This window comes from Mixta sp. Marseille-Q2659 (assembly GCF_940807255.1).
GTDB lineage: Bacteria > Pseudomonadota > Gammaproteobacteria > Enterobacterales > Enterobacteriaceae > Mixta.
Window position 1 is genome coordinate 115,073 of the sequence record NZ_CALNWY010000004.1, and the last position, 25,554, is coordinate 140,626.

Sequence of the window (25,554 nt, forward strand, 5' to 3'; positions counted from 1 at the left end):
TATCCATCTTTCAACTATAGATAAGGAAACGGCTGAGCCGCCAGTAACGTCAGCCACAGGCCGCACTGCCGCACACCTCACAGGCGGGATCCTTTGCAACCTTCATTTCGCGGAACTGTAGCGTCATCGCATCATACATCAGCAGTTTTCCCGCCACCGACGCACCGTAACGCGTCAGCAGGCGAATCGCCTCCATTGCCTGCAGCGAGCCGATGACGCCCACCAGCGGTGCCATCACGCCCGCCTCCACGCAGCTCAGGGTATCGCTGCCGAACAGACGACTGATACAGCGGTAGCAGGGCTGACTGTCATCCTGCCAGCTAAACACGCTGATCTGGCCTTCCATGCGAATCGCCGCGCCGGAAACCAGCGGAATACGGCGCTGACGGCAAAGGCGATTAAGCTGTTCGCGCGTCGCCACGTTATCGCTGCAATCCAGCACCACCTGATGCTGCGCCACCAGCGCATCCAGCGCCGCGTCGTCCAGCTGCGCGTTAACGGTGTGCAGCGCGATCAGCGGATTGATCTGCGCCAGCCGCCGCCGGGCTGATTCCACTTTCGGCTCGCCGATCTCCGCATCGCTGTGCAGCACCTGACGTTGCAGGTTCGACAGGGAGACGGTATCAAAATCGAGCAGCGTCAGCGTGCCGACGCCCGCCGAGGCGAGATAAGGCGCGGCGGCACAGCCCAGCCCGCCCAGCCCGACCACCAGCGCGCTGGCGGCCTTCAGCCTTTCCTGACCGTCGAAATCAAAGCCGTGCAGCACAATCTGCCGATTATAACGCAGCGTTTCGTTATCGCTCAGCTCCGGCAGCATGTCAGCCTCCCAGCAGCGCGTTAAACGGCTCGATCTCTACCCATTCGCCCGCTTCGACGTTGCCGCGTTCGCGCTCCAGCACGATAAAGCAGTTGGCCTGGCTAAATGAGCTAAAGACATGCGAACCCTGATGGCCAGTGCTGGCGACCTGCAGCTCGCCGTCATCGCCGCGGCTAAAGAGGCCGCGCTGGAAGTCGAGGCGTCCAGGGGTTTTCTTCAGGCGCGTGACGGCGCGTGCGCGCTGACGCGGCGGCAGAGCAGGGCGCTGTTGTCCGCTCAGCTTCGCCAGCAGCGGCTGCACCAGCTGATAAAAGGTGAGGGCGGCGGAAACCGGATTGCCCGGCAGCCCGCAGAACCAGCTGTTGCTCAGACGACCAAAGGCGAAAGGTTTGCCGGGTTTAATCGCCAGCTTCCAGAAAGTAATGGCGCCCAGTTCGTCCAGCATCGCTTTGGTGTAATCTGCTTCGCCTACCGAGACGCCGCCGCTGCTGATCACCACATCCGCCTCGCGATCGGCGCGCACAAAGGCGGCGCGTAGCGCCTGCGGATCGTCGCGGATAATGCCAAGATCGATCACCTCACAGCCGAGCTGCTCCAGCATCAGCCGCACGGCGAAGCGGTTAGTATCATAAATCTGGCCCGCCGCCAGCGGTTCGCCCACCGGTTGCAGCTCATCGCCGGTTGAGAACACCGCAACGCGCAGGCGACGCACCACCTCGACCTCGCCGATGCCCAGCGAGGCGATCAGTGGCAGCTCCGCCGCGCCCAGGCGCACGCCCGCCGCCAGTACGCTGGCGCCCTGGCAAATATCTTCGCCGACGCGCCGGATGTTCTGCCCCGCGCGCACTTCAGCGGTAAAGCGGATGCGTTCGCCGTCGGCCTCGGTCTGTTCCTGCATCACCACCGCCTCGGCACCGTCCGGCACCGGCGCGCCGGTCATAATGCGAATGCAGCTGCCAGCGGGCCATTCACCGGTAAAGGGGGCGCCCGCAAAGGCTTTGCCCGCTACCGGCAGCGCATCGCCGCTGGCGAGATCGGCCAGACGCACGGCATAACCATCCATCGCCGAGTTATCAAATGGCGGCACGTTCAGCGGCGAGATCACCGGCGCGGCGGTCACGCGGCCAGCCGCAGTAAAAACAGACAGGGTTTCGCGCTCGGTAAGCGGCGAGAGCTGCGCCAGCATTTTCTGCAGAGCTTCTTCAAGGGAGATTAATCCCGCAGTAAAACTTTCCATTTGGCCTCCGGCCAGATACCTCAGATAGCGCCTATTATGGCGCGAAATGCCGTAACGATCACCTTGCCTGCGCCGGAAGATAATTTGGTTATGAGATATAACGCTTTGTTATTAAACCTTCTTCGGCTTTGCGCTTTACATCGCCCCTGCTGCTACCTATAGTCAAAATTTGCCGAAAAATCATAACATCACATCAATTTAGCCGTTTCCGGCAGATTCAGAACACAGGGTAAAAACGAATGAGCAGAGCAGCCATTGCCATTCACGGCGGCGCGGGCGCGATTGCTCGCGCGGCGCTGAGCGCGGAGCAGGAACAGCACTATTTACAGGCACTGCGCGACATCGTCGCCAGCGGACAGACGATCCTCGCCGCAGGCGGCAGCGCGCTGGATGCAGTAACCGAGGCGGTGCGTTTGCTGGAGGCCTGTCCGCTATTTAATGCCGGTAAAGGCAGCGTTTTTACCCATGCGGGCACGCATGAGCTGGACGCCTGCATCATGGATGGTATCACTCAGGATGCGGGCGCGGTGGCGGGCGTATCGCATATTCGTCATCCAATTCTGGCAGCGCGGGCGGTGTTGGAAAAAAGCCCGCATGTGCTGATGATCGGCGCGGGCGCGGAGCAGTTTGCCATGGATCACGGGCTGGAGCCGGTGGCGGCGGATTACTTCTCTACCGAGGCGCGCTGGCAGCAGCTGCAACGCGCGCAGGCCATACAGCAAACCCTGTTGGATCACGACGGCGCGGCGCAGGAAAACGCGCCGCTGGATAACGATCGCAAACTGGGAACGGTTGGCGCTGTGGCAATCGATAGCGCGGGTCACCTTGCCGCCGCAACCTCCACCGGCGGCATGACCAATAAACAGGTCGGGCGCGTCGGCGATTCGCCGCTGCCGGGCGCGGGCTGTTTCAGCAACGGTCGTGTGGCGGTCTCCTGCACCGGCACTGGCGAAACCTTTATCCGCACCCAGGCGGCGTATGACGTTGCCGCGCTGATGGAATATGGCGGCCTTACGCTGCCGCAGGCCGCCGATCGCGTAATCTTCGAAAAAATTCCGGCGCTGGGCGGCAGCGGTGGCCTGATCGCCATTGATGCCGACGGCAACATCGCGCTGCCGTTTAATACCGAAGGCATGTATCGCGGCTACGGCTGGCTGGGCGCCAGCCCGGTGGTGAACATCTACCGGGGATCCTGAGGAGCCAGTATGCAGCACTCTGCTTTTTCACTTGCCGACGATAGCGTGCTGGCGGTACGCGATCTCAGCGTCAGTTTTCATCAACAGGGGCAGGTCACCCAGGCGGTGCGCCAGCTCTCCCTCGACGTGCGGCGCGGCGAAACCCTGGCGCTGGTGGGCGAATCGGGATCGGGAAAATCGGTCACCTCGCTGGCATTGATGCGCCTGATCGAACAGAGCGGCGGCCGTCTCGACAGCGGGGAGCTGTGGCTGCGGCGGCGTGATAATTCGCTGGTGGATCTGGCGCGGCTGCCGCAGTCGCAGATGCGCGCTATTCGCGGCGCCGATATGGCGATGATCTTTCAGGAGCCGATGACCTCGCTCAATCCGGTCTTTACGGTGGGCGAACAGATTGCCGAGTCGGTGCGGCTGCATCAGGGCAAAAGCCACCAGCAGGCGCTGGCAGAGGCTCGGCGCATGCTCGATCTGGTGCGCATTCCCGAAGCGCAAAACGTGATGACCCGTTTTCCCCATCAGCTTTCCGGCGGCATGCGCCAGCGCGTGATGATTGCAATGGCGCTCTCCTGCCGTCCGGCGCTGTTGATTGCCGACGAGCCGACCACTGCGCTGGATGTCACTATTCAGGCGCAAATCCTGCAGCTGATCCGCGTGTTGCAGAAAGAGATGGCGATGGGGGTGATTTTTATCACCCATGATATGGGTGTGGTGGCGGAAATGGCCGATCGGGTTCAGGTGATGTACCGCGGCGCCGTAGTGGAAAGTAATGATACCGCCACGCTGTTCCGCGCGCCGCAGCAGGATTACACGCGCGCCCTGCTGGCGGCGGTGCCGCGCCTGGGCGCGATGCACGGCCAGCCGCTGCCGCGCAAATTTCCGCTGCCGGGCGAAGAGGAAAGCAGCGAAACGCTGGAGGATACGGTAAAGCAGCAGGAAGCGCCCATTTTGCAGGTGCGCGATCTGGTTACCCGCTTTGATATTCGCGCTGGCCTGCTGAACCGCGTGAAATGGCGCGTTCACGCCGTGGAGAAGGTGAGTTTCGATCTGCACGCCGGAGAGACGCTGGCATTGGTCGGCGAATCGGGCTGCGGCAAATCAACCACCGGCCGCTCGCTGCTGCGGCTGGTAGAGAGCCGGGGCAGCATCACCTTCAACGGCCAGCGTATCGATCGGCTGAAGCCGCATCAGCTGGCGCATCTGCGGCGCGATATTCAGTTTATTTTTCAGGATCCCTACGCCTCGCTCGATCCGCGGCTGACGGTCGGTTTTTCGATTATGGAGCCGCTGCTGATCCACAAGGTGATGTCGCGCGCCGCAGCGGAGCAGCGCGTCGCCTGGCTGCTGGAGAAGGTGGGCCTGCTGCCGGAACATGCCCGGCGTTATCCGCACGAGTTTTCCGGCGGGCAACGCCAGCGCATCTGTATCGCCCGCGCGCTGGCGCTCAATCCGAAGGTGGTGATTGCCGACGAATCGGTGTCGGCGCTGGATGTCTCTATCCAGGCGCAGATCGTCAATTTGATGCTCGACTTGCAGCGCGAGTTTGGCATCGCCTTTCTGTTTATTTCCCACGATATGGCGGTGGTTGAACGCATCAGCCATCGCGTGGCGGTGATGTACATGGGGCAGATTGTTGAAATCGGCCCACGGCAGGCGATCTTTGAAAATCCGCAGCATTCCTATACGCGCAAACTGATGTCTGCGGTGCCGGTGGCCGATCCGGGACGCCGGCGACGCGAGCGGGCGCTGCTGGTGGATGAGCTGCCCAGCCCGCTGCGCGCGCCGGGCGATGAACCTGCAGTGGCGCCGCTGGTTAAAGTCGGTGCTGACCATTACGTGGCAAAACACACCATCAGCGGCGCCTGAGCCGCCTGGTTTGCATAACTCAGACAGGGATTACAGGAGAATACTATGACCACTCAAACCACCCGCAGATGGCTGTTAACCGCCGGGCTGCTTGGCAGTTTGCCGCCGTACCGGCATGGGCGGCGAAGGATGCGGTAATTGCCGTCGGCTCGAACTTCACCACGCTCGATCCCTATGATGCCAACGACACGCTGTCGCAGGCGGTGGCGAAATCGTTCTATCAGGGGCTGTTCGGCTTTGATAAAGATATGAAGCTGGTGAACGTGCTGGCGGAAAGCTATCAGGCGAGCCCGGACGGCCTGACCTGGACCATCAAGCTGCGCGCCGGCATTAAATTTCAGGACGGCACCGATTTCAACGCCGAAGCGGTAAAGGTCAATCTCGATCGCGCCAGCGATGAGGATAACCACCTGAAGCGCTATAACCTGTTCAAAAGTATCGCCACCACCGAAGTGATTGATCCAACCACGGTGAAGATTACGCTGAAGCAGCCGTTCTCCGCCTTTATCAATATTCTCGCCCATCCGGCGGCGGCGATGATCTCGCCGACCGCGTTGAAAAAATATGGCAAAGAGATCGGTTTCCATCCGGTCGGCACCGGCCCTTATGAATTTGTCACCTGGAATCAGACCGATTTTGTGAAGGTGAAAAAATGGGACGGCTACTGGAAAAAAGGCTATCCGAAGCTCGACAGCATCACCTGGCGGCCAATTGTCGATAACAACACGCGCGCGGCAATGCTGAAAACCGGCGAGGCCAACTTTGCTTTCCCGATCCCTTACGAGCAGGCGAAGCTGCTGGAGAAAAACAGCAAGCTTGATTTAGTCAGCACGCCGTCGATTATGCAGCGCTATATCAGCTTTAACGTGACGCAGAAGCCGTTTGATAACCCGAAAGTGCGCGAGGCGATTAATTACGCTATTAACCGCCAGGCGCTGGTCAAGGTTGCTTTCGCCGGTTACGCCACGCCTGCTACCGGCATCGTGCCGCCGTCAATTGCTTACGCGCAAAGCTACCCGGCAATTGAATACAATCCGGCGAAGGCGCGCGAACTGCTGAAAGAGGCAGGCTTCCCCAACGGCTTCAGCACCACGCTCTGGTCTTCCCATAACCACAGCACCGCGCAGAAAGTTCTGCAGTTCACCCAGCAACAGCTGGCACAGGTCGGCATTAAGGTGAAGGTGACGGCGATGGATGCCGGACAGCGCGCGGCGGAAGTAGAGGGCAAAGGGCAGAAAGAGAGTGGCGTGCGCATGTTCTACACCGGCTGGTCCGCCTCCACCGGCGAAGCGGACTGGGCGCTGACGCCGCTGTTCGCTACCGCCTCCTGGCCGCCCGCGATCTTTAATACCGCTTTTTACAGCAACGAACAGGTGGATAAAGACCTGACCGACGCGCTGAAAACCACCGACAGTGCGAAAAAGGCGCAGCTCTATAAAGATGCGCAGGATCGTATCTGGAACGATCGTCCCTGGGCGCCGCTGGTAGTGGAGAAGCTGGTGTCGGCGCATACCAAATCGCTGAGCGGTTTTTATATGATGCCGGACACCTCTTTTAATTTTGATGAAGCCGATCTGAAGTAATGTCCGCGCCGCCAGCCGTGCAGGCTGGCGGCCGCGACGCAGGGAAACGCATGCTGAACTATTTCCTGAAACGTCTGTTGGGATTGATCCCGACGCTGCTGATTGTGGCGGTGCTGGTCTTTCTGTTTGTCCATCTGCTGCCGGGCGATCCGGCGCGGCTGATCGCCGGGCCGGAAGCGGATGCGAAAGTCGTTGAGCTGGTGCGCCAGGAGCTGGGACTGGATCGGCCGCTGCCGCAGCAGTTTCTGCATTTTATATTTAACGCGCTGCAAGGGGATTTCGGTACCTCGATGGTCTCCAGAAGGCCGGTATCGGAAGAGATCGCCTCGCGCTTTCTGCCGACGCTCTGGCTGACGCTTACCAGCATGGCCTGGTCGGTGATACTGGGCATGGCGATCGGGATTGTTTCCGCCGTCTGGCGCAACCGCTGGCCGGATCGCATCGGCATGACGCTGGCGGTTTCCGGCATCTCTTTTCCCGCCTTTGCGCTGGGTATGCTGCTGATGCAGATCTTTTCCGTCGAGCTGGGCTGGCTGCCGACCGTTGGCGCCGATAGCTGGCAGCACTATATTCTGCCGTCGATTACGCTGGGCGCGGCGGTGGCGTCGATCATGGCGCGCTTTACCCGCGCCTCGTTTATTGAGGTCATGCAGGAAGATTATATGCGCACCGCGCGCGCTAAAGGGGTACGCGAGCCGCGGGTTTTAATTAAGCATGGGCTGCGCAACGCGATGATCCCGGTGGTGACCATGATGGGCCTGCAGTTCGGCTTTCTGCTGGGCGGCTCGATTGTGGTGGAGGTGGTATTTAACTGGCCGGGCCTGGGAAGGCTGCTGGTGGATTCGGTGGAGATGCGCGACTACCCGGTGATTCAGGCGGAAGTTCTGCTGTTTTCGCTGGAGTTTATTTTGATCAACCTGGTTGTGGATATGCTCTATGCCGCCATTAACCCCGCCATTCGTTACAAATAAGGAGCAGCAATGAAAAACTGGCGACGCGAGGCGGCGTTAAAAGCGATGCCCCTGCAGCGTAACGATGGGGTACGAACGCCGTGGCGCGAATTCTGGCAGCGCTTTCGTCGTCAGCACGTGGCGTTGGTCGCTGGCCTGTTTGTGCTGGCGCTGATCGTGCTGGCGGTGATAGCGCCCTGGATTGCCCCTTTTGATGCCGAAAACTATTTTGACTATGACCGGCTGACGGAAGGGCCGTCCGCCATGCACTGGTTCGGCGTCGATTCGCTGGGGCGCGATATATTTAGTCGGGTGCTGGTTGGCACCCGCATCTCGCTGCTGGCGGGCTTTTTTTCCGTGGCCATCGGCGCAGCGATCGGCACCGTACTTGGCCTGCTGGCGGGCTTTTATGAAGGCTGGTGGGATCGCATCATTATGCGCATCTGCGATGTGCTGTTCGCCTTTCCCGGCATCCTGCTGGCGATTGCGGTGGTAGCGATCATGGGCAGCGGCATGTCCAACGTGGTGGTGGCGGTGGCGATTTTCAGTATTCCCGCCTTTGCCCGTCTGGTGCGCGGCAATGCGCTGGTGCTGAAGCATCAGACCTTTATTGAATCGGCGCGCAGCATCGGCGCCTCTGACTGGACAATTATCGCGCGCCATATTCTGCCCGGCACCGTCTCGTCGATTGTGGTCTATTTCACCATGCGTATCGGCACCTCGATTATCACTGCCGCCAGCCTGTCATTCCTCGGCCTGGGCGCACAGCCGCCAACGCCGGAGTGGGGCGCGATGCTGAATGAGGCGCGCGCCGATATGGTAATGGCGCCGCATGTCGCCATCTTCCCCAGCCTGGCGATTTTTCTGACGGTGCTGGCCTTTAACCTGCTGGGCGATGGCCTGCGTGACGCGCTCGATCCGAAGTTGAAAACCTGAAAGCCCAGGCCTGCAGACTACACTTACCCTTCACGCCTGATAAAAGGAGAAGAAAATGAAGTCGTTAAGATGGGCGATTATTGGGCCAGGCGCCATTGCGCAACAGTTTGCCGCCGCGCAACAGGCGCTGGGGCGCCAGGTTTACGCGGTCGGCGCCCGCAATCGGGAAAGGGGCGAGGCGTTTGCGCAACGCTACGGTATTGAACGGGTTTTTGATGATTTCAGCGCGCTGCTGGCCGATCCGCAAATTGATGCGGTCTATATCTCGACGCCTCATGCCAGCCACTTCACCTATATGAAACAGGCGCTGGAGCAGGGCAAGCATCTGCTGGTGGAGAAGGCGATTACTGTCAGCAGCCGCGAGCTGGAGGATTAACCGGCTCGCGGCTGAAAAAATCTGATTGTTGCTGAGGCGATGACGATTTTCCATATGCCGCTGTTTCATCAGTTAAAAGCGCTGATTGCCAGCGGCAGGCTGGGCAAGCTGAAGATGATTCAGGTCTCGTTCGGCACGGTCAAAGAGGCGGACGCCACCAACCGTTTCTTCAATCCTGAACTGGCCGGCGGCGCGCTGCTGGATATCGGCACCTACGCGCTCTCTTTCGCCCGTTTCTTTCTTAGCGAGCAGCCTGACCAGTTGCTAACCTCGGTCAGCAAATTCACTACCGGCGTGGATGAGCAGTGCGGCATTCTGCTGCAAAACGCGCAGGATGAAATGGTCACCATCTCGCTGGCGTTTCGCGCCAAAATGCCGAAGCGCGGGATTATCGCCTGTGAAAAAGGCTTTATTACCGTGGATAATTTCCCGCGCGCGCAGCTGGCGCAGATTAGCTGGCTGGACGGCAGCACAGAAACGCTTGAGGCAAGTGAAACCGAACGCGCCCTGCAGTATGAGATTCTGGCGCTGGAGAAATATGCTATCGAAGGCGGCAATCCGCTGCATTATCTGACCAACGATGTGGTGGCGTTGATGACCGATATCCGTCAACGCTGGGGCATCCGTTTTCCCTTTGAACCATAAATTCTCACGCGCACGCCGTTTGCGCGTCAGCCATAAAAGGTGATCGATGAAACTGACGCCGTTACTTTTACTGGCGCTGCCCGCGCTGTGTCTGGCGCAGCAGCCAGGTAACAATATTGATATGCAGCTGCAGGAATGTAAGCTGCACGCCAACAGCACTCAGGATAATGCCCGTTGCTATAGCGCCGCGATTCAGCAGTGGGATGGCGAACTGAATAAGCAGTATCAACTATTGATTAACAGCCAGCCGGAGAGCGTGCGCGGCACTATTAAGGCGGCGCAGCGCAGCTGGATCCAGTATCGCGACAGCTATAACACGGCGATCGCCAGCTTTTATCAGCAGCAGCAGGGATCTGTCTGGCCGCTGGTCGCGGCGGAAACCAAAATGAATGTGATCCGGGATAAAGCGATCGATCTTTACAGGCTACGTACCAGTACCGATCTCGCTATGGCTCAGGAATGATGCCGTTCAACGCGCTTCGCCGACAAGCGATAAGAATAATTTGTTAAATTTGCTTTGTTAAACCATTGGCGGGTTAGGGTTGATAATGTGATCAGGGCAAATTGTCAGACAGGATGAAGAGAGCTACCCAAATTCAATGGTTTGTAGCGAAAAAATAGGGGGATAAAAAAATAGCCCGCCAGCAGACGGGCCAAACACCAGGGAAATCTAAATTTTAACGCCTGATGAAATATTAGTTTGGTTTGATGTTCGAGCAAGTTTTTGACGCTTTTATGCGCTAAAGCGTGAAAAAACTCACAAAAGATGCCAGAAAACTGGCGCCGATTTCTTGCTGAGTTGTTAAAAAATGACGAAATCGTAAGCGGTATTGATCTTTTATCCGTCCAGTGCGCTGCACGTAATCCGTGCTTGTTGGTTATTGCTGCTACCTTTAAGCAAGGTTTTCTGGAAGGAGCGCATAATGACTCGTCGATTACTCTCTTTAGCATTAAGCGGGGCGCTGCTGCTCTCGGCGTCGCTGCAGGCCGCGCAGGTCACGGTGGAGCAGTTGCAGGATCGGCTTGATCATCCCTGGTCGCTGGCTTTCTTACCCGATAACAAATCCCTTTTGCTGACTGAACGGTCGGGCACGCTGCGGCTGTGGCAACCCGGCAAGGGATTATCATCGCCCGTTGGCGGCGTGCCTGACGTCTGGAACCAGCGTCAGGGCGGCCTGCTGGATGTGGCGCTGGCGCCCGATTTTAGCGACAGCCGCCGCGTCTGGCTCAGCTATACCGAAGCGGACAGCAACGGGCGCGCGGGCGCGGTGGTCGGCTACGGCAGGCTGAGCGACGATAATCGCCAGCTGGAGGATTTTAAAGTGGTGCTGCGCCAGCAGCCGAAGCTCTCCAGCGGCGCTAACCTTGGCACACGTCTGGCTTTCGACCGGCAGGGCTATCTCTGGATCGCCTTTGGCGACAATTTCCGGAGCAGCAGCTCGCAGGAGCTGGATAAGCTGCCGGGCAAGCTGATTCGCCTGCGGGCAGATGGTTCGGTGCCGGACGATAACCCTTTCGTCGGACGCAAAAATGCGCGCCCGGAAATCTGGGCTTATGGATTGCGCAATCCGCAGGGCCTGGCGCTCAACCCCTGGACGCAGCAAATCTGGGAGAGCGAACACGGGCCGCGCGGCGGCGATGAAGTGAATATTCCTGCAAAGGGGAAGAACTATGGCTGGCCGCTGGCGACCTGGGGCATCGACTATAGCGGCGATAAGGTGCCGGAGTCGCAGGGCGGTACCGCGCCTGGCACCGAGCAACCGGTCTGGTGGTGGAAAGCGTCGCCTGCCATCAGCGGCATGGCATTTTATAACGGCGACCGTTTTCCTGAGTGGAAAAACTCGCTGTTTATCGGCGCGCTGAAGGAAAAGAATCTGATCCGGTTAACCCTTAACGGTGACAAGGTGGTGGCGGAGGAACGGCTGTTACAGGATCGTGGCGCGCGCATTCGCGATGTGCGCCAGGGGCCGGACGGCTATCTCTATGTGCTGACCGATGAAAGCAACGGCAAGCTGCTAAAAGTAGGGCTGAAACCCTGAGCAGGCGAATCGGGCTGGATTGCCTGGGCGTCTGCCATGTTGAACGGGAAAGCGCATGCGGTTGTGTTGGCTGCCCAGGCATTGTTAGGGTAGCCAACAGCCAACAGCCAACAGCCAACAGCCAACAGCCAACAGCCAACAGCCAACAGCCAACAGCCAACAGCCAACAGCCAACAGCTAACTAGCCAGTTAATCAGCCAACCAACCAGCTAATCAACCAGTTAACCAAAGCCGTTGTTACAAGCGCAGGCGAAGGTGTCTATTTCACCCAGCGGGAGACTTCCCAGCCGCGCCGCTCCGCTTCCTGCAACAGCAGCGCATCGGGATTAATGGCGCAGGCGTAATCGGCCTGCTCCAGTAGCGGCAAATCATGAATGGAATCGCTATAGGCCCAGGTGTGACGGAAACGGTTCTCCTGCTGCAACGCCCTCCAGTCAGCCAGCCGCGTCACCTTGCCCGTTTGCCAACTGACCGCGCCGCACGGTTGGCCGCTGTAGCGATCGTTAATAATCTCCACGCCGACCGCCAGCGCACCATGCAGGCCAAGCCGTTGCGCGATCGGGCATAGCAGATGCTCGCCTCCGGCGGAGATCAGCATGACGGTATCCCCGCGCTGCTGATGCCAGGCGAGCCGCTCTCTGGCGGCAGGATAGACACGTGGCAGAATATCGCGCTGAATAAAACGGCGCACCCAGCCGCTGACCGTCAGCGTGCCCATCCCTGCCAGCGGCGCCAGCGTATGGTGCATATAAGCTTCCAGCGGCAGCAATCCCTGACGGTATTGCGCCATTAATGTCTGTTCTTCGGCGATTAAGGTTTCCGGCGCGTAGCCTTGTGATACCAGCCAGCGCATCCACAGGCTGTTGCTGTCTGCACAAATCAGCGTTTCATCTAAATCGAAAAGCGCTAAATCCATGGTGATTCTCCTCAGACCTGATTTGTTCAGATTAGCGGAGTTTTGTGATCGACTTAGTTGATTTAAGCAAAATCAGAATCAGCCGTACTCGCTATGGTTTGGATTAAGGTGCAGGCTAAGGTTTATCTAATAAACTCTAAAAAACTTTACGATGTAGCGGTTTTAATCAATGCGCTGACAGGTTAGCGTAGAACGCTGCGTTTCATATCTTTATGAAACTTATGATATTTCCACAGGTTATCTGATTCCAACATGAAAAAAATGCGCCTTCACGCCAGCCTCTGTTCGCTGGCGATAAGCGGCACGCTGCTGCTGCTTCCCGTTGTAGTTAATGCTGAACAGGCGCCTGCCGCGCCGCAAATTGATGCTAAGGCCTGGATCCTGATGGATTATGCCAGCGGTCAGGTGCTGGCTGAGGCGAACGCCGATGAGCGGCTCGATCCCGCCAGCCTGACCAAAATGATGTCGAGCTACGTGATTGGCCAGGCACTGAAAAGCGGCAAAATTACCCGCGATGATATGGTGACCGTCGGACAGGACGCCTGGGCGACCGGCAATCCCATACTTAAAGGCTCCTCGCTGATGTTTCTGAAGCCTGGCGACCGCATTCCGGTCTCGGAGCTGAATAAAGGCATAGTGATTCAGTCAGGTAACGATGCCAGTATCGCGCTGGCCGACTACGTGGCGGGCAGTCAGGATGCCTTTGTCGGGCTGATGAATAATTACGTTAGCGCGCTGGGGCTGAAAAATACCCATTTTAAAACGGTTCACGGGCTGGATGCGCAGGGGCAGTACAGCACCGCGCGCGATATGGCGCTGATCGGTCAGGCGCTGATCCGCGACGTGCCGGAAGAATATGCGCTGAATAAAGAGAAATCGTTTACCTTTAATAATATTACCCAGCGCAACCGCAATCGCCTGCTGTGGAGTACCAACCTTAACGTCGATGGCATTAAAACCGGCCATACAGCGGGCGCCGGTAATAACCTGGTGGCCTCGGCGACCGAAGGCAATATGCGCCTGATTTCGGTGGTGATGGGCGCCGAGACCGACGCGATCCGCTTTCGTGAAAGCGAAAAGCTGCTGACGTGGGGCTTCCGTTTTTATGAAACGGTTACGCCGATTAAAGCCAATACGCCGTTTACCAGCCAGCGCGTCTGGTTTGGCGATCGCAGCGAGGTCAACCTTGGCGTGGCGCAGGATGCCGCCCTTACCATTCCGAAAGGCCAGATGAAAAACCTGAAGGCCAGCTTTACGCTCAGCGCGCCGCAGATTCAGGCGCCGCTGAAAAAGCATCAGCAGGTCGGCACCATTAACTTCCAGCTGGATGGCAAAACCATTGCGCAACGGCCGCTGGTGGTGCTGGAGCCGGTGCAGGAAGGCAGCTTCTTCAGCCGAATGTTCGACTTTATTATGATGAAGCTGAACGGCTGGTTCGGGCAGTGGTTCTCATAAGTTTAAGCGATGAAAACCATAAGGCCGGCAATGTGCCGGCCTTTTTTATCACTTTATTTAACTTAACCCAGCAGTGAGAAGACGATAGCGGAAATCGAAATCAGACCGATGATCACTACGAAAATGTTGCTCAGGGCGCCGCTGTAACGACGCATCGCCGGTACTTTGTTAATAGCGTACATCGGCATCAGGAACAGCAGAACCGCAATAATTGGGCCGCCCAGCGTTTCGATCATGCCGAGAATACTTGGGTTCCAGGTGGCGACCAGCCAGGTGGTCAGCAGCATAAACAGCGCGGTAAAGCGGTTCAGCTTTGACTCATCCATGCTTTTGCCACGGCTGCGCAGCGATTTGATAATCAGGCCGTTAAAGCCTTCACGCGCACCGAGATAGTGACCGAGGAAGGATTTAGTAATCGCCACGATCGCCACGATAGGTGCCATCCACGCCATCATCGGCGTATTAAAATGGTTCGCCAGATAGGAAAGAATAGAGATGTTTTGCGCTTTGGCTTCCGCCAGGTTGGCTGGCGACAGCGACAGCACGCAGCTGAAGACGAAAAACATCACGGTCAGCACCATCATCAGATGGCTGAAGGCCATAATGCGCGAACATTTCGCTTCGGCGCCGTCGCCATATTCCTGACGCTTCGCTACCGCAAATGCGGAGATGATCGGTGAATGGTTAAAGGAGAACACCATAACCGGCAGCGCCAGCCATAGGGTCATCACCAGGCCATTACCGCTACCGCTCAGGGACGCGTTCTGGAAAATAGCGGTACTCCAGTTCGGGATCAGCCACAGCGCCAGCACCATCAGCACCGCGACAAACGGGAACACCAGCAGGCTCATGGTTTTCACGATCGCTTCTTTACCAAAACGTATGATCATCATCAGCCCGACGATCAGCAGCAGCGCCAGCAGCGCGCGCGGCGGCGGCGTAATGTGCAGCTGGTGCGTCAGAAAGCTCTCTACCGTATTGGTAATGGCTACGCTGTAAACCAGCAAGATCGGGTAAATCGCAAAGAAGTAGAGCAGGGTAATGATTTTCCCGGCGCCAATGCCGAAATGCTCTTCCACTACTTCGGTAATGTCTTCGCCCGGCTTGCTGCCTGACAAGACAAAACGGCACAGGCCGCGATGCGCGTAGTAGGTCATTGGGAAGGCTAAAAGAGCCATGATGATCAGCGGGATCAGGCCGCCGATGCCGGCATTGATCGGCAGAAAGAGAACGCCCGCGCCGATTGCCGTGCCATAAAGTCCTAACATCCACATGGTGTCGGTTTTGCGCCAGGTGCTGACGTGCATTGCCGTCTGCCCGTTCTGGATTGCGGTTTGCTGTGAGGCCATTACCATCTCCATGAGTAACAAATGAATATAAAACCGTCGGCGTTTAGCGAAATTCAGCTAAATTTCCCGTCGCCGGTAAAAAAAATGAATATCAGAAATTTCCATTTTCGCGGCACACTCTACCACCATGAAAATAAGTTAAAAGTGCTGGAATACGCCTAATTGGTGATAACGATCACAATGCGAAGAATAAATCTGGCCTGATAAACTGCTTGTTTAATTATTTTTAATTTTATTCTCTGGATTTGTTGTTAAATGTGGAGGATAAAGCTGAGTTTTTATTTATTTATTGGTTGTAAATAATGCAGGGTGATGATTATTTTTTAATCGCTCTTGTATTTTATATTTGATAAATCAAGGAATTAAATTGTTAAGTGTTTTAAATATATTCAGATTGCGCAACGCGGCTATTTAAATCGTGAACAAACCTGCTCTTTGCGCAATAAATCGAATGGCGGAAAAGGAAGGTAGAGAAATAAATGACAGACAAAAAGGGCCTGTTAAACAGGCCCGGAAAGAGAAGCGAATTAATTACGTACCCAGCCTTTTCTGATCGGCACAGAAAAGATCAGGCGATAAATCTGATGCAGCAATTTCATTAAGGCTTCACCGTACCAGGGCCAGGCCATTTGTGAAAACAGGCAGCCAAGAATACCCACCAGCAAACCGCCCAGCATATCCATCGGCCAGTGAACGCCGAGGTAGACGCGCGACCAGGCAATGGCGGAACCGATGCCCAGCAGTAACAGACCTGACCAGACGCGATGCCAGAAAATAAACGCCAGCGCAAAGGTAAAAATCGTGGTGCCATGATCGCTGGGATAGGAATCATCCGGCGCATGGGAGAGGAACTGATGGCCAAAGCCGATAGCGAAAGGGCGTGGATGCGGAAACAGCTGGCCGACGCACCAGGAGATTGCCAGCGCATAGAGCAGGGCGATACCGGTTTTTAGCACCAGTACCCGTATGCCGCTGTGCGGGCCCCACAGCCAGAGCGCCACAATCAGCAGCGGCACAATGGCGATTAAATCTTTGGCGATGAACGTCGCCAGTTCCAGTAACCAGGCCGCTGACTGCGGCGTGGCGTTGATCCAGAGAAACAGCGTCCGGTTCAACTCTTCCATCATTATTTCTTCCTCATCTTCTTTGTCAGGTGCGTTATGCACCCGTAAGTCAGCAACTGCACCAGCCACACCCACCAGCCAGCCCATAGATTGTGGGAAAGGAAATGCGCGCCGCGCATCATCTGTCCATAGCCCATCACCAGCCCCAGAACCAGTGCGCCGCTCCAGCAGAACCAGGCCATTCTGCGACGCTCAGGCCAGTAAAGGAAAAACAGCGCCATTAAACTGAAGCCGCTCGACGCATGCCCGCCGGGAAAACAACGGCCAGGACCGCTATCCCCGGTCGGCGTACCCAGCAGCGGGTAAGAAAATGCTTTGCCGCCGAACTCTACTAAATCCCAGGGACAAGCGTGTGCGCTGGTCGCTTTCAATATGCCCACCACCAGCGGGCCCAGCCCGATCAGCAGCGCCACCAGCACCCAGCGCGGCTGACGGCGCAGTAGCCCGGCAAACAGCAGCGTTACGCCGGTTGCAATCACCATATCCTTCAGCACACGGTGATTGATCAGATCCAGCCAGCGGTTCTCTTTCCAGGGAAAGCGCTGCGTCAGCGGGTCGAACCAGTAGCCGGTCAGCATCGTGTCCAGGCTGCCTTCGCGTGCGAACCACAAAAACAGCAGGCCAAAAACCATCAGTAAAACAGCGTGGATAGCGTAGAAGCGTCGGGGTAAAGGGTAAAGCGCCTTAATCCTAATCGGAGTGGACGTTTCAGTTTGGTTTAACTTTGAAGTCAGCTGCATGACCGTGCCCGTAGCAGAATAGAGGCAGGCTATAGTGATGAGTGGCGCTTAAGAAAACATTAAGAAGAGGCCGTCTGAAATCAGGAATAAAAAAACCCGCTAATCATCGATTAGCGGGCTCCACAATTTGGGATTTCAAAGAAAAGCAGTGGCACTTATTCAGACTGCCCGACCGCACAGAAGTTCGAACAATCGTTAAAATATTTTTAGCCGCCCAGCACGGGCCAGATAATCACAATCAGCGTACCTGCCAGCGTCAGCAGGACGTTGGCAATGGCATATGTGCCTGCGTAGCCGAGCGCCGGGATATTGCTTCGGGCAGTATCGCTGATGATTTCCATCGCCGGTGCGCAGGTGCGCGCGCCCATAATCGCGCCGAACAGCAGCGCGCGGTTCATGCGCAGTACGTAGGCGCCGAACAGATAGCAGAGAACCACCGGTACCAGACTCACTATCAGACCGCTCGCCAGCATCAGCAGGCCTGTTTCGCCCAGCCCTTTACCCAAGCCGCTGCCGGCGCTCAGGCCGACGCCCGCCATAAAGACCATCAGGCCGAACTCTTTCACCATGGTTAACGCGCCCTGCGGAATGTAGCCGAAGGTGGGATGGTTGGCGCGCAGAAAGCCGAGCATAATACCGGCAAACAGCAGGCCCGCCGCGTTGCCGATGCCGAAACTGAAGGCGCTGAACTGAAAGCTCACCATGCCGATCATCAGGCCGATAATAAAGAAGGCACAGAAGGCCAGCAGATCCGTCACCTGACTGTGAATGGAGATAAAGCCGATGCGATCGGCCAGGCTTTTCACGCGGCGCGCTTCGCCGCTGACCTGCAGCACGTCGCCTTTGTTCAGCATAATGCTTTCATCAATCGGCATCTCAATCTGGCTGCGGATCACGCGGTTCAGGAAGCAGCCGTGATCGGTTAGCTTCAGATGGCTGAGGCGTCGGTTTACCGCATTGTTATTCTTCACCACGATCTCTTCGGTCACGATGCGCATATCGAGCAGATCGCGATCGAACACCTCTTTGCCGTTGCGGAAACTGGGATCGAGGCGCGCGTGGGCGTCGGGATAGCCGACCAGCGAAATCTCATCGCCAAGCTGCAGCACCGCATCGCCGTCCGGGCTGGCTAAAATGCCGTTTCGGCGGATGCGCTCGATGTAGCAGCCGGTTTGACGATAAATCCCCAGTTCGCGCAGATTCTTGCCATCTGCCCAGGCGACCAGCTCCGGGCCGACGCGGTAGGCGCGGATGACCGGCAGGTAAACTTTGCGCTGGCTGTCGGTATCAAGGCCGCGTTCGCGGGCGATTTGCTGGGCGCAGGTCGGCAGATCCTGATGCTGCAGGCGCGGCAGATAACGCGCGCCGAAAATCAGGCTTACCAGGCCGACCAGATAGGTCAGGGCATAGCCGAGGCTGAGGTGATCCTGCATTTGCCCTAAAAGCCGGCTGTCGCTCATCGACTGACGCAGCGTATCGCCTGCGCCGACCAGCACCGGCGTGGAGGTCATCGCGCCCGCCAGCATACCTGCGGTCAGGCCGATGTCCCAGCCGAACACTTTACCCAGCGCCAGCGCCAGCAGCATGGCGCTGATGACCATCACCAGCGCCAGCATCAGATAATTTTTACCGTCGCGAAAGAAAATAGAAAAGAAATTGGGGCCAGCCTCTACGCCGACGCAAAAAATAAATAGCATAAAGCCCAGGCTAAGCGCATCGGTATTAATTCCAAAGTGCTGCTGACCAAGCAATAGTGAAACCACTAAAACACCAATGGAATTACCCAGTTGCACGGATCCAAGACGTAATTTACCCAGGCAAAGGCCTAAGGCCAGCACCACGAATAATAACAATATATCATTACGGCTTAACAAATCTGCGACGTTTATATTCACGTATTAACTTCTTGTTTACCAGTAACTTGTTGAAAGGCCTGAAATTCCAGGCTAACGTTAATTCCTGTAAGGCTAAGGGTAGCTGTTCAGGTTACCTTCTGGAAATTTTATTCAGGAGTAAGGATAAAGTGCGCTTCATTTTATTCATTTATTCCGCAGACCTCCAGCAGAAAGCCCTTGTGAAACAAAATATTTATTAACGTTAATCCCGTAATTATTTAACAGGAATAACGCGAATACTTATATTTATTGACGCTCCTGGTTCGTAGGAATAAACGAGGAAAATTTATGCTGTTGTATAGCGTCCGCTGGCCGGGCGTAATGATTTGTATGACGCTTTACTGCGCAACATTTTTCCTGGCACGTTACGGCGGCGCAGAAGATGCGCCGGGGAATTCATCCGAACAGACTGAGCTGTTACTGTTTATGCTGCCAGGCCTGGTGGCGGGGCTGATTAACCGCCATACGCCGCTGGCGCTGGCGTTGGTGGCTGCCATCGCGGCCACGCCGTGCTGTCTGCTCATAGGCATAAGTGAGTCATTTATTTCTGCTTCGCTGTTGCAGGAGCTGGCCTGGCTGACCAGCGCAATCTTCTGGTGTGGTTTTGGCGCGCTGCTGGTAATGCTGTGGCGAACGCTGGCGGCATCGCGCATTACGCGTTAAATCCCATAAAAAAACCGGCGCGCGCAGGGCGGGCCGGTTTTTTTACATCAGCAGTTTACAGCGCGGTGCCCAGATTCGCTTTGCTCCAGGCGTTGAAATCGGTAAAGCCGCCGACATGCTGTTTATCAACGAAAATCTGCGGAACGGTTTCTACCGGCTTACCGACGGTCTTTTCCAGATCCGCTTTGGTAATGCCTTCCGCCTGAATATCTACGTAGCGAAAATTAAAGTCGTCACGCTCTGCGGTCAGTTTCTCCGCCAGCTCTTTTGCACGCACGCAGTAAGGGCAACCCGGGCGACCAAAAATCACTGCAAGCATCGGTATCTCCTTTATGTCACATTTTTGTGTGAATTATGTCACACTTTTAAACTTAGTAAACGCATCATGGCCTTCCGGCTCCGCGCTTGTAAAGAAGGCGCTGCCTGTTGCTATGATGTGTGCAGGCTATGCAGCATTGTGCCAGTTACGCTTTAATATAGAACCCCCGCAGACAGGCCATCAGAAGGAAACGACGCAGTGAAACAGATCATGCAGTTGCCAAAAACGGTGCTGATACTGGAAGCTGGCGGCATCCTGCTGCTGGTGCTGGCCTTTTTAGTGGTACAGCAGCTGGTGCCGTTGCCTGCCGGATGGGCCGGCAAACGGATCGCCACTGCGCTTATTTTTATCGGTATCGTCCTGATGCTGCCCGCCGCCGTTGGGCTGATGTGGCGCACGGCGCAGGCTATCGCGCCTGAACTGTTTGGCCGTCGCCGGGGCGATATCCCATCAAAAAATTCCGGAGATTCACATGACGCCGACCATTGAGCTGTTACGTACGCATCGTTCGATTCGTGCTTTTACCGATCAACCGATTAGCGATGAACAGCGAGAGGCGATTATCGCCGCCGCGCAGTCGGCTTCCACCTCCAGCTTTTTACAATGTTCTTCCATTATCCGTATTACCGATAAAGCGCTGCGCGAGCAGCTGGTCACGCTCAGCGGCGGCCAGCAATATATCGCTCAGGCCGCAGAGTTTTGGGTGTTCTGCGCCGATTTCCAGCGTAATCTGCAAATCTGCCCGGAAGCGCAGCTGGGTCTGGCGGAGCAGCTGCTGTTAGGCTGCGTTGATACCGCGATTCTGGGCCAGAACGCGATGGTTGCCGCTGAGTCGCTTGGGCTGGGCGGCGTCTATATCGGCGGGATCCGTAACAGTATCGGGCAGGTAACCGAACTGCTGGAGCTGCCGCAGCATGTATTGCCGTTGTTCGGCATGTGCCTCGGCTGGCCGGCTCAGCAGCCCGATATTAAGCCGCGGATGCCTGCGACAATGCTGGTGCATGAAAACCGCTATCAGCCGCTGGATCGACAGCAGCTGGATGAATACGATCGTCAGCTTGACGACTATTATCAGCATCGCGACAGCCACCAGCGTAGCGATAATTTCAGCAATCATATTCGCCGTACTATCGTGCGTGAAAGCCGGCCTTTTATTCTTGATTACCTGCACAAGCAGGGTTGGGCAACTCGGTAATTTGGTGCGGAGACCGCTGGGTGAAAATTGCCATCCTTTCCCGTGACGCGGCGCTTTACTCCTGTAAGCGTCTGCGTGAGGCCGCGCAGGCGCGCGGCCATCAGGTCGATATTATCGATCCGCTTTCCTGTTATATGAATATCAACCCGGCCTCGGCGGCGCTGCACTATCGCGGCAAGCCGCTGGACCATTTCGATGCCGTGATCCCACGCATCGGTCCGGCGACAACCTTCTATGGCACGGCGGTGCTGCGCCAGTTTGAGATGTGCGGCAGCTATCCGCTTAATGAGTCGGTCGCCATTACCCGCGCGCGCGATAAGCTGCGTTCGCTGCAGCTTTTGGCGCGGCAGGGCATTGATATGCCGGTAACCGGCTTTGCCCATTCACCTGACGATACCCGCGATCTGATTGAAATGGTGGGCGGCGCGCCGCTGGTGGTAAAGCTGGTTGAGGGCACGCAGGGCATCGGCGTGGTGCTGGCGGAAACGCGGCAGGCGGCGGAGAGCGTTATCGATGCCTTTCGCGGGCTGAACGCGCATATTCTGGTACAAGAATTTATTAAAGAGGCACAGGGGCGCGATATTCGCTGTCTGGTGATCGGCAATGAAGTGGTCGCCGCCATTGAGCGCGAGGCGAAAGAGGGCGAGTTCCGCTCTAATTTGCACCGTGGCGGCCGCGCGCGCTGCGTGGAAATCACCCCGCGCGAGCGTGAAATCGCGGTGAAAGCGGCGATGACGCTGGGGCTGGATGTCGCAGGCGTGGATATTTTGCGCGCCCACCGCGGCCCGCTGGTGATGGAGGTTAATGCCTCGCCCGGGCTGGAAGGTATTGAAAACACCACGGGTTTGAATATCGCCGCGATGATGATCGACTGGATTGAACAGCATGCCCGCCCCGGTTTCAGTCTGAAAACCGGGGGATGATGCCCCTTTTTGACCGGCGGGCGTGGTTTTCAGCTTGCTTTTTCCGTAAGCTATTGCGCTTATTTCAACGCGGTATATAGGGCAGTAGCATATGGATTCACTCGTCGTTCCAGACTTAGACGTATTACGACGTTGGCTGGATCAGCAAAGCATTACCTGGTTTGAATGCGACGCCTGTCAGGCGCTTCATCTGCCGCACATGCAGAATTTCGATGGCGTTTTCGATGCCAAAATCGACCTGGTCGATAACGTCATCCTCTTTTCCGCCCTCGCCGAGGTTAAACCGACGGCTTTAATTCCGCTGGTGGGCGATCTCTCGCAAATTAACGCCGCCTCGCTGACGGTGAAAGCCTTCCTCGATATTCAGGATGATAATCTGCCGAAGCTGATCGTCTGCCAGTCGCTGTTAATCGAAGCGGGCATTACTTATGGACAGTTTGCGCACTTCCTGCGCCAGAGCGAAGAACAAATCTCAATGGTGATTATGGAAGCTTTCGCGAATAACCTGCTGATGATGGGAGAGGCGGAAGACGATGAGCCGGCCCTCACCGCCAGCCGCCTGCCTATTCTGCACTAACCATTTTCCGCATCACTTCCCGTTTCTGCGTCTCTTCCCGATATTCTCGTCGGGCAAGCGGCGCAATTCACATTTTTATTCTGCACTTTGCCCTTTAATGCCAGATATTTCTCGCCGTTTATGCCCTGTTTGGCGCATCACATAGATGAAACATGCATAAATAATCGATAAAAGGCGTTTTTTACTCTGAGGTATAGCCTGTTTGCCAACCTGCGGCTATGCTTGCGGGGCTGCATAAGGTATGCGGTAACTGCCGCAGAGCTATCAGTTTTTCCTGTTATGCCTGCGATGAATAATGATTCATTCTGTCGCTTTATATGCGGGAAGCCGACCGGCTTCTGCTGTTCTGCATCGTTAAGATTGACCCCATGTCTGGAGGAAGGAAAACATGTTAAACAACCACGGCAAAAAATGGTTGTCTGGTGTGGTGGCGGGTGTGCTGATGGCGGTCTCCGCCGGTACGATGGCGGAACAGAAAACGCTGCACGTCTATAACTGGTCGGATTATATTTCCCCGGATACCGTGCCGGATTTTGAAAAGCAAACCGGTATCAAAGTGGTTTATGACGTGTTCGATTCCAACGAAGTGCTGGAAGGTAAACTGATGGCGGGCAGCACCGGCTACGATGTGGTGGTGCCGTCCTCCAGCTTCCTGGCGCGTCAGCTGCAGTCCGGCGTTTTCCAGGAGCTGGATAAGAGTAAGCTCCCTAACTATAAAAACCTCGATCCCGAACTGCTGAAAAAAGTGGAACAGCACGATCCAGGCAATAAATATGCGATTCCTTACCTGTGGGCTACCACCGGTATCGGCTATAACGTCGAGAAAGTGAAGGCGGCGCTGGGCAAAGATGCGCCGGTCAACAGCTGGGATCTGGTGCTGAAGCCGGAAAACCTTGAAAAGCTGAAAAGCTGCGGCGTCTCTTTCCTCGATGCGCCTGAAGAGATTTTTGCCACCGTGCTGAACTACCTCGGCAAAGATCCGAACAGCAGCGATGCGAAAGATTACTCCGGCACGGCGACCGATCTGCTGCTGAAGCTGCGGCCAAATATCCGTTATTTCCACTCTTCCCAGTACATTAACGATCTGGCGAACGGCAATATCTGCGTCGCTATCGGCTGGGCGGGCGATATTCTGCAGGCGAAAAATCGTGCGGTAGAAGCGAAAAACGGCGTGGACATCGCCTACAGCATTCCGAAAGAGGGCGCGCTGGCCTTCTTCGATATGATGGCGATCCCGAAAGATGCAAAAACCTCGATGAAGCCTATCAGTGGCTGAACTACATCATGGATCCGAAAGTGATTGCGCACATTTCCGACAAGATGTTCTACGCTAACGGTAATAAGGCGTCGTTGCCGCTGATTAGCGCCGAGGTGCGTAACAATCCGGGCATTTTCCCGACGCCGGAAACCATGTCCAAACTGTTTGTGCTGAAAGTGCAGGAGCCGAAACTCGATCGCGTCCGTACACGCGCATGGACCCGAGTCAAAAGCGGTAAGTAATTCGCCTGACGCAATAGCCAGGTTAACCACAACAGAGGCGCGGTATCGGCCTCTGTTGTCTCATTTGGGCGGCTGCGTGCCGCGAGTTTCCGCCGAGCGCCGGAGAGTAAAGTTAGTGAACGACGCGATTCCCCGTCATCCCCATAAAACGGCAAAGGCCCTGACGCCGCTGCTGGAAATCCGTAACCTGACCAAATCATTTGACGGGCAGCACGCCGTTGATGATGTCAGCCTGACCATTTATAAAGGCGAAATTTTCGCTCTGCTGGGCGCCTCCGGCTGTGGCAAATCGACCCTGCTGCGTATGCTGGCGGGCTTTGAAGCGCCGACCCACGGCCAGATTCTGCTGGACGGGCAGGATCTTTCTCACGTACCGCCTTATCAGCGTCCGATCAATATGATGTTCCAGTCCTATGCGCTCTTTCCGCATATGACGGTGGAACAGAATATCGCCTTCGGCCTGAAGCAGGACAAACTGCCCAAAGGCGACATTGCCGAGCGCGTCGCGGAGATGCTGGCGCTGGTGCATATGCAGGAGTATGCCAAACGTAAGCCGCATCAGCTGTCCGGCGGCCAGCGTCAGCGCGTGGCGCTGGCGCGCAGCCTGGCGAAGCGTCCAAAACTGCTGCTGCTGGATGAGCCGATGGGCGCGCTGGATAAAAAATTGCGCGATCGCATGCAGCTGGAAGTGGTGGATATTCTGGAGCGCGTCGGCGCCACCTGCGTGATGGTGACCCATGACCAGGAAGAGGCGATGACCATGGCGGGACGTATTGCCATTATGAACCGCGGCAAGTTTGTGCAAATTGGCGAACCGGAGGAGATCTATGAGCATCCGACCAGCCGCTACAGCGCTGAATTTATCGGCTCCGTCAACGTCTTTGAAGGGCTGCTGCGCGAGCGCCGCGCCGATGGCCTGGTGATCGACAGCCCCGGACTGGTGCATCCGCTGAAGGTCGCCTCTGATGTTTCCATTATGGATAACGTGCCGGTCGCCATTGCGCTGCGCCCGGAAAAAGTCATGCTCTGCGAGCAGGTGCCGGCGGACGGCTGTAACTTTGCCGTGGGCGAAGTGGTGCATATCGCCTATCTGGGCGATTTATCCATTTATCATGTCAGGCTGCACAGCGGACAGATGATCAGCGCGCAGCTGCAAAACGCGCATCGCTTCCGTCACGGCGCGCCGACCTGGGGCGATGAAGTGCGTCTCAGCTGGGATGCCGACAGCTGTGTCGTGCTGACAGTATAAGAGGGCAGAT

24 protein-coding genes and 2 pseudogenes are annotated in these 25,554 nt (G+C 56.5%); 18 read left to right on the top strand and 8 right to left on the bottom strand.

Translation table 11 applies throughout. The features are described 5' to 3' along the window. Window positions 1–49: 49 nt before the first annotated feature. A complete protein-coding gene (gene moeB, locus P3C52_RS04720) occupies window positions 50–817 on the bottom strand; it encodes a molybdopterin-synthase adenylyltransferase MoeB (RefSeq protein ID WP_275554044.1) in 768 nt (255 codons plus the stop codon). 1 nt (window position 818) lies between these two features. Continuing rightward, window positions 819–2,054 (bottom strand): molybdopterin molybdotransferase MoeA, encoded by a 1,236-nt coding sequence (gene moeA / locus P3C52_RS04725; protein ID WP_275554045.1) that lies wholly within the window; start codon window positions 2,052–2,054, stop codon window positions 819–821. 239 nt (window positions 2,055–2,293) lie between these two features. On the opposite strand from moeA, the gene P3C52_RS04730 reads away from it, so the two are divergent. The 9 genes and pseudogenes from P3C52_RS04730 (at window position 2,294) to P3C52_RS04770 (ending at window position 11,639) form a co-directional block, all read left to right on the top strand. Beyond that, window positions 2,294–3,250, top strand: coding sequence for an isoaspartyl peptidase/L-asparaginase (locus P3C52_RS04730; protein WP_275554046.1), 957 nt, complete (start codon window positions 2,294–2,296; stop codon window positions 3,248–3,250). A 9-nt stretch (window positions 3,251–3,259) separates the two neighbouring features. Beyond that, window positions 3,260–5,110: a dipeptide ABC transporter ATP-binding protein gene (locus tag P3C52_RS04735; RefSeq protein ID WP_275554047.1), complete on the top strand. Its 1,851-nt coding sequence runs from the start codon at window positions 3,260–3,262 to the stop codon at window positions 5,108–5,110. Window positions 5,111–5,155: 45 nt separating this feature from the next. Then, a pseudogene (gsiB, locus tag P3C52_RS04740) lies at window positions 5,156–6,693 on the top strand (glutathione ABC transporter substrate-binding protein GsiB). A gap of 50 nt (window positions 6,694–6,743) precedes the next feature. Beyond that, the gene (gene gsiC / locus P3C52_RS04745; protein ID WP_275554048.1) at window positions 6,744–7,664 is read left to right on the top strand and encodes a glutathione ABC transporter permease GsiC; all 921 of its coding nucleotides are present in this window, start codon (window positions 6,744–6,746) and stop codon (window positions 7,662–7,664) included. A gap of 9 nt (window positions 7,665–7,673) precedes the next feature. After that, on the top strand, window positions 7,674–8,579 hold the full coding sequence (gene gsiD / locus P3C52_RS04750; RefSeq protein WP_275554049.1) for a glutathione ABC transporter permease GsiD: 906 nt from the start codon (window positions 7,674–7,676) through the stop codon (window positions 8,577–8,579). A gap of 55 nt (window positions 8,580–8,634) precedes the next feature. Beyond that, entirely contained in the window at window positions 8,635–8,955 is a 321-nt protein-coding gene (locus tag P3C52_RS04755) for a Gfo/Idh/MocA family oxidoreductase (RefSeq protein WP_275554050.1), read from the top strand. 39 nt (window positions 8,956–8,994) lie between these two features. Next, entirely contained in the window at window positions 8,995–9,600 is a 606-nt protein-coding gene (locus P3C52_RS04760) for a Gfo/Idh/MocA family oxidoreductase (RefSeq protein WP_275554051.1), read from the top strand. A 46-nt stretch (window positions 9,601–9,646) separates the two neighbouring features. Then, window positions 9,647–10,063 carry a lysozyme inhibitor LprI family protein gene (locus P3C52_RS04765; RefSeq protein WP_275554052.1) on the top strand — a complete coding sequence of 139 codons (417 nt, stop codon included), beginning with the start codon at window positions 9,647–9,649 and terminating at the stop codon, window positions 10,061–10,063. 460 nt (window positions 10,064–10,523) lie between these two features. Further along, entirely contained in the window at window positions 10,524–11,639 is a 1,116-nt protein-coding gene (locus P3C52_RS04770) for a PQQ-dependent sugar dehydrogenase (protein ID WP_275554053.1), read from the top strand. 259 nt (window positions 11,640–11,898) lie between these two features. Here the strand turns inward: P3C52_RS04770 and P3C52_RS04775 are convergent, their stop codons facing one another. Further along, window positions 11,899–12,555 (bottom strand): HAD family hydrolase, encoded by a 657-nt coding sequence (locus P3C52_RS04775; RefSeq protein ID WP_275554054.1) that lies wholly within the window; start codon window positions 12,553–12,555, stop codon window positions 11,899–11,901. A 252-nt stretch (window positions 12,556–12,807) separates the two neighbouring features. On the opposite strand from P3C52_RS04775, the gene P3C52_RS04780 reads away from it, so the two are divergent. After that, entirely contained in the window at window positions 12,808–14,010 is a 1,203-nt protein-coding gene (locus P3C52_RS04780; protein WP_275554055.1) for a serine hydrolase, read from the top strand. 62 nt (window positions 14,011–14,072) lie between these two features. On the opposite strand, the gene P3C52_RS04785 is transcribed toward P3C52_RS04780, so the two are convergent. Next, window positions 14,073–15,359, bottom strand: coding sequence for an HAAAP family serine/threonine permease (locus P3C52_RS04785; RefSeq protein WP_275554056.1), 1,287 nt, complete (start codon window positions 15,357–15,359; stop codon window positions 14,073–14,075). 21 nt (window positions 15,360–15,380) lie between these two features. Between P3C52_RS04785 and P3C52_RS04790 the strand changes: the two genes are divergently transcribed. Continuing rightward, a complete protein-coding gene (locus P3C52_RS04790; RefSeq protein WP_275554057.1) occupies window positions 15,381–15,521 on the top strand; it encodes a hypothetical protein in 141 nt (46 codons plus the stop codon). 365 nt (window positions 15,522–15,886) lie between these two features. Here P3C52_RS04790 and ybjG read toward each other — a convergent pair whose 3' ends face one another. The 3 genes from ybjG to P3C52_RS04805 all read right to left on the bottom strand — a co-directional run bounded on the left by ybjG (window position 15,887) and on the right by P3C52_RS04805 (window position 19,118). Next, complete coding sequence (gene ybjG, locus P3C52_RS04795; RefSeq protein WP_275554127.1) at window positions 15,887–16,483, bottom strand: undecaprenyl-diphosphate phosphatase; 597 nt, start codon at window positions 16,481–16,483, stop codon at window positions 15,887–15,889. A 2-nt stretch (window positions 16,484–16,485) separates the two neighbouring features. Continuing rightward, window positions 16,486–17,223, bottom strand: coding sequence for a phosphatase PAP2 family protein (locus P3C52_RS04800; protein ID WP_275554058.1), 738 nt, complete (start codon window positions 17,221–17,223; stop codon window positions 16,486–16,488). 206 nt (window positions 17,224–17,429) lie between these two features. Further along, complete coding sequence (locus tag P3C52_RS04805; RefSeq protein WP_275554059.1) at window positions 17,430–19,118, bottom strand: aspartate:alanine antiporter; 1,689 nt, start codon at window positions 19,116–19,118, stop codon at window positions 17,430–17,432. Between the two features lie 288 nt (window positions 19,119–19,406). Here P3C52_RS04805 and ybjM point away from each other — a divergent pair, with 288 nt between their 5' ends. After that, a complete protein-coding gene (gene ybjM, locus P3C52_RS04810; RefSeq protein ID WP_275554060.1) occupies window positions 19,407–19,781 on the top strand; it encodes an inner membrane protein YbjM in 375 nt (124 codons plus the stop codon). A 55-nt stretch (window positions 19,782–19,836) separates the two neighbouring features. On the opposite strand, the gene P3C52_RS04815 is transcribed toward ybjM, so the two are convergent. Beyond that, window positions 19,837–20,100: a GrxA family glutaredoxin gene (locus P3C52_RS04815; RefSeq protein WP_275554061.1), complete on the bottom strand. Its 264-nt coding sequence runs from the start codon at window positions 20,098–20,100 to the stop codon at window positions 19,837–19,839. A gap of 198 nt (window positions 20,101–20,298) precedes the next feature. Here P3C52_RS04815 and P3C52_RS04820 point away from each other — a divergent pair, with 198 nt between their 5' ends. The 6 genes and pseudogenes from P3C52_RS04820 (at window position 20,299) to potG (ending at window position 25,544) form a co-directional block, all read left to right on the top strand. After that, complete coding sequence (locus P3C52_RS04820; protein ID WP_275554062.1) at window positions 20,299–20,589, top strand: DUF1418 family protein; 291 nt, start codon at window positions 20,299–20,301, stop codon at window positions 20,587–20,589. Beyond that, on the top strand, window positions 20,573–21,295 hold the full coding sequence (gene nfsA / locus P3C52_RS04825; RefSeq protein ID WP_275554063.1) for an oxygen-insensitive NADPH nitroreductase: 723 nt from the start codon (window positions 20,573–20,575) through the stop codon (window positions 21,293–21,295). The genes P3C52_RS04820 and nfsA overlap by 17 nt, the downstream gene beginning before the upstream one ends. A 20-nt stretch (window positions 21,296–21,315) precedes the next feature. Next, window positions 21,316–22,218: a 30S ribosomal protein S6--L-glutamate ligase gene (gene rimK, locus P3C52_RS04830; RefSeq protein WP_275554064.1), complete on the top strand. Its 903-nt coding sequence runs from the start codon at window positions 21,316–21,318 to the stop codon at window positions 22,216–22,218. A gap of 91 nt (window positions 22,219–22,309) precedes the next feature. Then, a complete protein-coding gene (locus P3C52_RS04835) occupies window positions 22,310–22,795 on the top strand; it encodes a YbjN domain-containing protein (protein ID WP_275554065.1) in 486 nt (161 codons plus the stop codon). Window positions 22,796–23,183: 388 nt separating this feature from the next. Next, window positions 23,184–24,295: pseudogene (gene potF, locus P3C52_RS04840) on the top strand (spermidine/putrescine ABC transporter substrate-binding protein PotF). 115 nt (window positions 24,296–24,410) lie between these two features. Beyond that, window positions 24,411–25,544, top strand: a complete 1,134-nt coding sequence (gene potG, locus P3C52_RS04845; RefSeq protein WP_275554066.1) for a putrescine ABC transporter ATP-binding subunit PotG — start codon at window positions 24,411–24,413, stop codon at window positions 25,542–25,544. Window positions 25,545–25,554 lie beyond the last annotated feature (10 nt).